This window comes from Actinoplanes sp. ATCC 53533, assembly GCF_003947245.1.
In genome coordinates this window covers 25,165-31,420 of the sequence record NZ_QHHV01000290.1, presented here as the reverse complement: position 1 = coordinate 31,420, position 6,256 = coordinate 25,165, and the positions used below count along the sequence as shown (strand labels likewise).

Sequence of the window (6,256 nt, the reverse complement as noted above, 5' to 3'; positions counted from 1 at the left end):
GCCCGCCGCGAGCCCGTCACCGTCGGCCAGCCCGTCGCCGGCGAGCCCGCCGCCGTGCCAGCGGACCGCGTCCTGGTCGCAGACGCAGACCCGCAACTGGGTGCGGGCGATGACCGAGGCCGAGGCCTACGACATCGTGCTGGGGCACAACAGTGCCGCCGCGACGGTCTGCCAGGGTGTGCCGGTCCAGGTGGAGTTCTGGCACGTCGTGCTCACCTCGGTCGCCGGCCGCGTCTCATACACGATGAATTCGGCGCAGCGCGAGCAGGTCGCGATCGACGGGCGGCGCACGGTCACGGTCAAGGCGCCGAAGGGCTTCGAGGCGCGCGACTGCGGGGGCACGCTCACCGCGGTCTATCTCGGCAAACCGCTGACCGAGGCCGAGATGCCCGTGGAGCTGGACCCGGCCGGCTCGGGCGGCGGCGACGTGGAGTTCACCACCGACCGGGTGGCGTTCTCGGTCGCGTTCATGCCGGGGAGCGGCGACGAACTGCGCCAGTGTCACCTGTAGTTTGCGCTGACCGGTATGCCGGTTTAATTAAATATGCAATGATATCAATCATGGCCACGATCGCAGCAGCTGACGACGACCTCGCCGTCCAATCCATCGTGAAGAGGGTGCTCGTGCGGGCGGGTCACGACGTCTCGACGTACGACGATGGCGCGGCCCTGGTCGAGGAGGTCCGTTCGCATCACCCCGATGTCGTCGTTACCGACAACGAGATGCCGGTCATGACGGGGCTCGAGGTGGTGCGGACGTTGCACGCCGACCCCGACACCGCGGACATTCCGATCGTCGTGGCGTCCGGTTCGGTTTCGGCGGCCACCGCGGCCGAGGTCCTGCACGGCGGTGACCAAATGGTGCCCAAGCCGTTCACGCCGGCACAGTTGCAGGCCGGCGTCACGGCGGCGCTGGAATCGACCCGGGCCGTGTAGCGGCCGCCGACCGCGACGCGCTCCGGTCCGCCGGGGCGGAGATGCGCTGTGATCAGGGCGCCCGCCCCGGAAATGATCTTCTCCCAGCGTGCCAAAAGGCGCTGACGCGACACCGCGCCGTCAAACGAACGTTATACGCTGTCGGCGTGGGGTACGAATGGTTGGCCGAGGCTGTCGCCGCGCTGCGCGGTGTCGAGCCGTCCGAGGCCGCGCAGGTGCTGGCCGCGCCGCGGCGGATGCCGCTCGCGGCGGAGAGCGTCGGCGTGCGGTTCCTGACGATCTCGGCGCGGACGAGCGCCGGCCGGCCGCTGATCGTCGCGGTCCGCCTGCTCGGCGGCCACGACCAGCAGATCATCGGTGCCCGCGAGATGTCCCCGCAGGAACTCAAGCGGTTCGAGGCATGGGAGGTCGCATCATGACGCAGGGATACAGCGACGAGCAGGTGGTGGCGGCCGCCGCGGCGTTCGCCGCCGGTGACGTCGCATACGACGAGACCGCACCGGTGCGGTTGCCGGAGCCGCCCGAGACCGAACCGATGGTGCCGATGGGCATCCGCGTCCCGACGACCCTCGCCGCCCGCATCCGCGAGGCCGCGAAGAAGGCCGGGGTGCCGTATTCCCAGCTGATCCGCGAGTGGGCCGAGGTCGGGCTGACCGAGCTCGACGACGACCGGGCCGTGCCGCTGTCGGTGTTGCGGCGGGCCATCGCGCACGCCGCCCAGACCGGGCACGCGGCCTGACGACAACCGGCACCACTCCTTCCTCGCCGCGACGGGGGAGGGGCGGCGAGGCCGACGACAGTGACAGGTTCTGACCGCACGGCTATCGGCGAACGCGGAGCGCGGTCAGTTCTCCGGCCGTCCGGGCATCGGCAATGCGCCCGCCGTCGCGGCGCTTTGCGCAGCGCCGCGACCGGCGCCCGTGCCGTTCGCCGCAGATGATTCCACGTCGGCGGAATTCGCGGTCGCCGCGGTGGATCCCACCAACGGTTGGCTCGTCGCGGGACGTGTCCCCGCCGCTGTTTGTGCGATGTCCTTCGCCCGCATCCTGATCTGCAGGTACAGCAGAACCGCGACAAGAACGACAGAACAGATCGTGGTCGCCGCGACCGGCCCTTCCAGCTGCGGGGCCTCCAGCCACAGCCCGAGAATGGCCATTACCAGGGCCAGAATAGGCATTGTCGCCGCGGTCACCAGGCCGGCGACGAGGGCGCAGTTGATCATCCCGATCATGAAGGGATCGTTCCGGATCCGCTTGTCGAGCGCGGAGAACGGCTCGCTGCCGTCGTAAGACGTCATGGAGATCACCGGTGTCAGCCACTTCGGCACCGTTCGACGCCACTTCGCAACGCGTTCATGAATAGTGGCGGCCGTCTGCCCGCCGGAGACGGCCCGTGCGGCGATGTGCATGGCAGCGGCGTCGATGCCCACGACGATCACCGCCGCGATGCAGACCTGCGCACACGTGGCGAGCAGATCGGCATTGACCTGATCCGCGGCCCCATTGCTCACCGCCACCTCCGAGACTCCGGGCCCAACCTACGCCGTTGCCGACCATCCGCAGTCCGATGCTCGACACCAGCCGATCGCTTCCCCACGATGAGGTGAAGCTGACCCGCTCGCCGCACCCGGCGCCGGCCGGGTGCGGGCCCCGGCCGGCCGTTCGTCCGGTCGCCGCCCGACCACCGGCGGTCAGGTGCGGTCGCGGCGTTCGATGGGCAGGCGGGAGCGGGTCAGCAGGCCGGTGCCGAGCATCGCCACCAGCGGCACCACGAGCACCACCGCCACCGTGTCCCAGGGCACGCTGATCGGGTAGGTCTCCTCGCGCGGCCAGTGGTACATGAGGGTCCGGTTGTAGGCGAACAGCACCGCCGCGGAGGCGCCGAGCCCGGCGACGACCCCCAGCGCCGTGCCCAGCCCGGCGATCACCCCGGACTGGCTCAGCGACAGCTTGCGGCGTACCCCCGGGCTGGCGCCGACCGCGGACAGGGTGACCAGGTCGCCGCGGCCGTCGGCGGCGGCCAGGCCGGTGGCGATGCCGGCGGCGCCGAGCGTGATGAGGCCCGCGACGGCCGCCAGGATCAGCAGGGTCGGGTCGCGCCGGCCGGCCGGCGTTCGATGGTCGCGTTCAGCGATTCCTGGTCCAGGTCGCGCAGCGTGGCGGCGAGCCGGTCCTGCTCGTCCTGGGTGGGCATCCGGTCGGTGGCCACCAGGACCGTGTTCGGCCGGGTGCCGAGTTTCGCGGCCTCGATCACGTCCGCGGCGTAGATCTGGGTGGACAGCGGGGTGCCGGTGGACGGGGCGTATCCGGGCACGGTCAGGGCCCGCCCCTCGGGCCGCATCGTGCCGTCGGTGTCCGATTTGTAGATCCGCAGGGTCACTTCGCCGTCGACCACGTAGCGGGGGTCGTCCACGAGCACCCCGCCCGCGGCCAGCGTCGCGCGGGCCCGGGACAGGTCCGCGCCGGTCGCCTCGGTCAGCGCGGGGACCGCCGCCGGCCCGGGCGATCAGCGGGTCGAGGACGGCGGTGCCCCGGGCGTTGCTGATCGCGCAGCGCGGGTCGTCGTTGGCCGCCCGCTGCTCGGCCCGGCTCAGCGGCTCGCCGGTGTCGGGTGCGTAGGGGCACCGGCGCTCCGGCGGCAGCTCGGGCCGCAGGCGGCAGGCGGCAGGCGGCGCGCCCGGCCTCCCGGGCGGGACACGTCACCTGGCCGACCGTGATGACGTCGGTCGCCGGCAGGCTGTCGCGGACCGCGGCCGTGACCTGGTCCATCGAGATCGGCGCGCGCGGTTTCCGGCCGAGGCCGGGTGGATACGGCACCGGGTCGTAGGTCACGATCGCGTGCCCGACGGGCAGGCCCGGCCGGTAGCCGGCGGCGGTACGGTCCTGCTGGGCGGTGAGGACGACGCCGATCGCGACGCTGCCGGCCACCGCCGCCATGACCGCCGCCACGGCCGGCACGGCGGCGGCCCGGTTCCGGGCGGTGTCACGCAGGGCGATGCGCGGGGCCAGCGGCAGGGCCGGTCCGAGCCGGGCGATCAGCCCCACCAGCGCCGGTGTGCACAGCACCAGGCCCAGTTCCGCGACGACCAGGCCGGCGAGAACGATGGTCGAGGAGATCCGCCACGCGCCGTAGGCCGCGGCGGCCGTACCGGCGCTCACGAACGCCAGGCCGAGCACCAGCCATCTCTTGCGGGACCGGCGGAGGCCGCGCCGCCCGGTCAGGGCGGCCACGACGTCGCCGCGGGCCGCGGTGACGGCGGGCGCCAGCGCCGCGAGCAGGCCGGTGCCGACGGCGAGGCCGGCGATGGCGGCCAGCGCGAGCGGGAACACGCGGTAGCCGCCGGCCCGCTGCTGGGCCAGATGTACCTCGATCAGCGGCCGGACCACGAACGTGGCCCCCACGCCGAGCAGCAGGCCGGGGACGGCGCCGAGCGCGCCCAGGACGAGGCCGTCGGCCAGCACGATGCGGCGCAGGTGGGCGGGCGTACCCCCGTTGGCGGCGACCAGCGCGAGGTCGCGCTGCCGGCGGCGGGCACCGACGGCGAAGGCGGGCCCGGCGAGCAGCATGACCTCCAGCACGCCGAGCCCGACGACGAGGCCGCCGACGGCGAATTCCCGCGCGCTGACGGCGTTGTCGCTGTCGCGGTGGTCCGGGTCGGCGGGGTCGAGCACCGGCGGGTCCAGCAGCACCGCCCGCGAGACCACGACCATGCCGCGCTGGTTGAGCCGCTTGACCCCGGCCCAGTCGACGGGTGCGGGCGCGTCCCACAACCACCGGGTGGAGTCGAAGAAGCCCTCGGCGCCCGGCCGCAGGACCACCTTCTCGCCGAGCTCGCCGGGGAACTCGACGATGGCGGTCACCGTCCAGGAGACCCTCCGGTCGGCGTCGCGCACGGTGCCGCCGATGCGGGTGGCACCGCGATCATCGCGATCACCAGCGCCGAGCGGCCCTTGGCCCGGCGCGCCTCGCGGCGGGCGATGCGCAGGGCGGTCAGCCAGGCCCTCACGCGGGCTCCAGCAGCTGGTCGGCGGTGGCGAGCGGGCCGGAGGTGTCGACGATGACCCCGTCGCGCAGGAACACCACCCGGTCGGCCCAGGCGGCGTGCCGGGCCTCGTGGGTCACCAGCACGCCGGCGGCGCCCGCGTCGACCCGGGTGCGCAGCAGCCGCAGGACGGCCTCGCCGGTCTGCGAGTCGAGCGCCCCGGTCGGCTCGTCGGCCAGCACGAGGCGGCGCTCGCCGATGAGCGCCCGGGCGATGGCGACCCGCTGCTGCTGGCCGCCGGACATCTCGTCGGGGAAGCGCGGCCCGAGCTCGGCCAGCCCCACCTCGTCGAGCGCGGTCACGGCGAGCCGGCGGGACTGCCGCACCCCGAGGCCGTCCAGTTCGAGGGGGAGCGCGACATTCTCCGCGGCGGTCAGGCTGGGCAGCAGGTTGAAGTCCTGGAAGACGTACCCGATCGAGCGCCGCCGCAGCGCGGCGAGCCGGCGTTTGGACAGCTGGTCCAGCTGCTGGTCCTCGACGTGCACCGAGCCCCGGGTGGGCCGGTCGAGCCCGCCGGCGAGGTTCAGCAGGGTGGACTTGCCGGAGCCGGACGGCCCCATCACGGCCACCAGTTCGCCGGGCCGGACCGTGAGGGTGACGCCACGCAGCGCGTGGACGAGGGCCTCTCCGGCGCCGTGGGTCCGGTGCGCGTCGCGAATCTCCAGCACGCTCATGACGTGGCCGCCACGTGGCCCGGCGCCGCGCTCGCCGGGTCCGGCTGTGGGGCCGGCTGGGGGGCCGGGGTGCGGCTGTGCCGGAGCAGGCTGGCCTCGCAGTGGTCGAGCCACCGCACCTCGGCCTCGGCCTGGAAGATCATGGCGTCGAGCACGAGCCGCCAGGCCAGGTCGGCGGGCTCGGCCTCGCGGGTCTTGAGCCGGGTGTACTCCTGCAGCGCGCGCATCGTCGCGGTGCGCTGGGCCTGCAGCACCCCGGGCACGTCGACGCCCGGCGTCGTGACGGCCAGCGCCATCTTGATGGCGAGTTCGTCGCGCGGGCGGTCGGTGGCGCTGATCGGGGTCGTGAACCAGGCACTCAGCGCGGTGCGGCCGGCCTTGGTGATCTCGTACGGGCGCTGCCCCGCCTCGTTCTCCGGCAGGGGACTGGCCAGGCCGTCGCGTTCCAGCCGGGACAGTGTCGTGTAGACCTGCCCGATGTTGAGCGGCCAGGTGGCCCCGGTGGACTGCTCGAAGGCGGCGCGCAGCTGGTAGCCGTGCATCGGACCGCGTTCGAGCAGCGCGAGCAGGCCGTGACGAATGGACATAGATACGGAGTATGCAT

The 6,256-nt window shown here is 73.4% G+C and carries 11 protein-coding genes; 4 read left to right on the top strand and 7 right to left on the bottom strand.

Annotated features, from left to right (window positions below):
• The first annotated feature begins 109 nt into the window (after positions 1-109).
• The 4 genes from DMB66_RS54015 to DMB66_RS54000 all read left to right on the top strand — a co-directional run bounded on the left by DMB66_RS54015 (position 110) and on the right by DMB66_RS54000 (position 1,675).
• Complete coding sequence (locus tag DMB66_RS54015; RefSeq protein WP_125811829.1) at positions 110-511, top strand: hypothetical protein; 402 nt, start codon at positions 110-112, stop codon at positions 509-511.
• Positions 512-561: 50 nt separating this feature from the next.
• Complete coding sequence (locus DMB66_RS54010) at positions 562-936, top strand: response regulator (protein WP_158647665.1); 375 nt, start codon at positions 562-564, stop codon at positions 934-936.
• 146 nt (positions 937-1,082) lie between these two features.
• A complete protein-coding gene (locus DMB66_RS54005) occupies positions 1,083-1,355 on the top strand; it encodes a hypothetical protein (RefSeq protein WP_125811827.1) in 273 nt (90 codons plus the stop codon).
• Positions 1,352-1,675 carry a hypothetical protein gene (locus tag DMB66_RS54000; protein ID WP_125811826.1) on the top strand — a complete coding sequence of 108 codons (324 nt, stop codon included), beginning with the start codon at positions 1,352-1,354 and terminating at the stop codon, positions 1,673-1,675. Before DMB66_RS54005 ends, DMB66_RS54000 begins: the two co-directional genes overlap by 4 nt.
• Positions 1,676-1,780: 105 nt before the next feature.
• On the opposite strand, the gene DMB66_RS53995 is transcribed toward DMB66_RS54000, so the two are convergent.
• From DMB66_RS53995 to DMB66_RS53970, 7 genes are all read right to left on the bottom strand, one after another.
• Positions 1,781-2,446 carry a hypothetical protein gene (locus tag DMB66_RS53995; protein ID WP_125811825.1) on the bottom strand — a complete coding sequence of 222 codons (666 nt, stop codon included), beginning with the start codon at positions 2,444-2,446 and terminating at the stop codon, positions 1,781-1,783.
• Positions 2,447-2,626: 180 nt separating this feature from the next.
• The gene (locus DMB66_RS66350) at positions 2,627-3,013 is read right to left on the bottom strand and encodes an FtsX-like permease family protein (protein ID WP_370321159.1); all 387 of its coding nucleotides are present in this window, start codon (positions 3,011-3,013) and stop codon (positions 2,627-2,629) included.
• A gap of 2 nt (positions 3,014-3,015) precedes the next feature.
• Positions 3,016-3,348: a hypothetical protein gene (locus DMB66_RS53985; RefSeq protein WP_125811823.1), complete on the bottom strand. Its 333-nt coding sequence runs from the start codon at positions 3,346-3,348 to the stop codon at positions 3,016-3,018.
• A 62-nt stretch (positions 3,349-3,410) separates the two neighbouring features.
• Complete coding sequence (locus tag DMB66_RS53980) at positions 3,411-4,796, bottom strand: FtsX-like permease family protein (protein WP_125811822.1); 1,386 nt, start codon at positions 4,794-4,796, stop codon at positions 3,411-3,413.
• A complete protein-coding gene (locus tag DMB66_RS61945) occupies positions 4,793-4,942 on the bottom strand; it encodes a hypothetical protein (RefSeq protein WP_158647664.1) in 150 nt (49 codons plus the stop codon). Before DMB66_RS61945 ends, DMB66_RS53980 begins: the two co-directional genes overlap by 4 nt.
• Positions 4,939-5,652, bottom strand: a complete 714-nt coding sequence (locus DMB66_RS53975; protein ID WP_125811821.1) for an ABC transporter ATP-binding protein — start codon at positions 5,650-5,652, stop codon at positions 4,939-4,941. The genes DMB66_RS61945 and DMB66_RS53975 overlap by 4 nt, the downstream gene beginning before the upstream one ends.
• Complete coding sequence (locus tag DMB66_RS53970; RefSeq protein WP_125811820.1) at positions 5,649-6,239, bottom strand: PadR family transcriptional regulator; 591 nt, start codon at positions 6,237-6,239, stop codon at positions 5,649-5,651. The genes DMB66_RS53975 and DMB66_RS53970 overlap by 4 nt, the downstream gene beginning before the upstream one ends.
• Positions 6,240-6,256: the final 17 nt, after the last annotated feature.